The organism is Microvirga sp. P4_G7 (assembly GCF_056401005.1).
In genome coordinates, this window is the sequence record NZ_JBFUKD010000618.1 from 1 (window position 1) to 2,198 (window position 2,198).

Genomic DNA, 2,198 nt, shown 5'->3' on the forward strand with positions numbered 1-2,198 from the left:
GCGCAGGCGCGCGAAAGGCTGAAGCATTTCGTCTCGCGCAATGCGTTCGATATCGAAGGATTGGGCGGCCAGCGCATCGAGGAACTCTACGACGAGGGGCTCGTGAAAGGCCCGCAGGACATCTTCACGCTGGCGACGCGAAACGCCGGTCTGCAACGCCTTGAAAATCGCGAAGGCTGGGGCGCCACGAGCGTCAAGAACCTCTTCGCCGCCATCGAAGCGCGCCGCTCGATCACACTGAACCGCGTGATCTTCGCGCTCGGCATCCCGCATATCGGCGAGACGACGGCGCGCTTGTTGGCACGGCACTTTGGAACGTTCGAAGCGTTGCGCGATGCAGCAAATGCGGCCGTGGATCACGAATCCGAGGCCTATGCGGATTTGACCTCCATCGGCGGTGTTGGCGATGTTGTCGCCGACGCGATCGTGGAGTTTTTCAAGGAGACGCACAACGAGGAGATGCTCGACGCGTTACTGCGGGAAGTCACACCCGTCCCCATTGAAGCGGCGGCGTCCGACACGCCCGTCGCCGGCAAGACGGTGGTGTTTACCGGCTCGCTCGAACAGATGACGCGCGAGGAGGCGAAGGCCATGGCCGAACGTCTCGGGGCCAAAGTTGCGGGTTCGGTGTCCAAGAAAACCGATATCGTCGTCGCGGGCCCAGGTGCCGGCTCGAAGCTCGACAAGGCACGCGAATTCGGTGTCCAGGTGATGGACGAGGACGGTTGGTTCGCCTTGGTCGGACGTAAGTGAGTTCGGACACGGTTTTGAGCCGCGTGCCAGGCATGGCATAATCGCTTCATGACTGTGATGACGCCTTTGGTTTCCCTCKATCCGGCGCTGATGAAAGCCGGTGATGTGACGCATTTCTGGCGCGTGCAGCGGCATCACGGGCTCGATTGTCTTCGCGCGACGTTCAGACGTCACTCCTACGCACGTCACAYGCACGAAACCTATGCCGTGGCGGGGATTCTCGGCGGCTGTGAGACCTTCTTCCATCGCGGTACGCAGCATTATGCCGGAGCGGGCTCTCTTGCCGTCGTCTGCCCCGATGAGGTGCACGATGGCGAGCCGCACGACGGTGGCTTCGAGTACCGGACCCTCTATCCCTCGGTCGACCTCATGCGCGAGATCGCCGAGGAGGTCGCTGGACGCCCGCTCGCCTCGGCGCCGTGGTTCTCGCGTTCGGTGATCGAGGATCCGGATCTCATACGGGATTTGGCCATCCTGCACGCGAGTCTGTGCCGGGACGACACCCGGACGAGCGAACTCGAGCAGGACACGCGCCTCGTTGCGTTCCTCGCCAAACTCATCGCGCGCTGGGCCGATCTCGATGGCGCGCCGCCTGCGCGTATCGGCGCGACCGGCCTTGTCCGCGTGCGGGACTATTTGGAGGCCAATCTCGCCGAGGAGACGGATCTGGCCGAGCTGGCGGCCATGGCCGGGTTGTCCCGCAGCCATTTCATCCGCGCCTTCCAGCGGGAGACGGGATTGGCGCCACACGCCTATCTGACGGATCGACGCTTCCGGGCGGCGAGCCGGTTGTTGGAACGCGGCGAGGCGCCAGGCGACGTGGCGGCGTCCTGCGGATTTTTTGATCAGAGCCACCTGAACCGTGTGTTCAAGGCGCGGATGGGCGTGACCCCGGGGACCTTTCGGGCGGCCTGACCGCAGCACTTTCATCCAAGACATTCAGCAAAACGACCGGCATAAGGGCGCGATGAACATGAGCATTCATCCACCCCGTCCGTCCGCGCCGCCGCATTGGCAGGAGGCGAAGGCCGGTCTTCGCGATATCGCGCCCGCCGCCATCGCCGCCATCCCGATCGGTCTCCTGTTCGGCGCCATTGCCGTCGGCAAAGGCCTCTCTCCGGCGGAAGTGGGCCTCATGTCCGCCCTGGTTTTCGCGGGCGGCGCGCAATTCGCGGCCATCGAGAGCTGGGTCCATCCCGCGCCGATCTTGGCTCTGGCCTTCTCCGCGTTCCTCATCAACGTCCGTCACGTGCTCATGGGCGCCTCGCTCTCGCCCAAGATCGTCATGACCCGTCAGGAGAAGCTGGTCGCATTCTTCTTCATGACGGACGAAAGCTGGGCATTGTCGGAGCGGCGCGCCATGGCACGACCGGTCACGGCCGCCTATTGGGCCGCCATGGCCGCAGCCCTGTATGCCAATTGGCTCATCTCGACGGTCCTGGGAG

At 64.1% G+C, this 2,198-nt stretch carries 3 protein-coding genes; all 3 read left to right on the forward strand.

Annotation, left to right across the window (positions count from 1 at the left end):
* Positions 1–753 (forward strand): helix-hairpin-helix domain-containing protein (locus AC1DT3_RS18690; RefSeq protein ID WP_477466723.1); only part of this gene is annotated, 753 nt, incomplete at its 5' end.
* A 90-nt stretch (positions 754–843) separates the two neighbouring features.
* Positions 844–1,668, forward strand: a complete 825-nt coding sequence (locus tag AC1DT3_RS18695; RefSeq protein WP_477466724.1) for a helix-turn-helix domain-containing protein — start codon at positions 844–846, stop codon at positions 1,666–1,668.
* A 58-nt stretch (positions 1,669–1,726) separates the two neighbouring features.
* The coding region (locus tag AC1DT3_RS18700) for an AzlC family ABC transporter permease (RefSeq protein WP_477466725.1) at positions 1,727–2,198 on the forward strand (472 nt) is incomplete at its 3' end.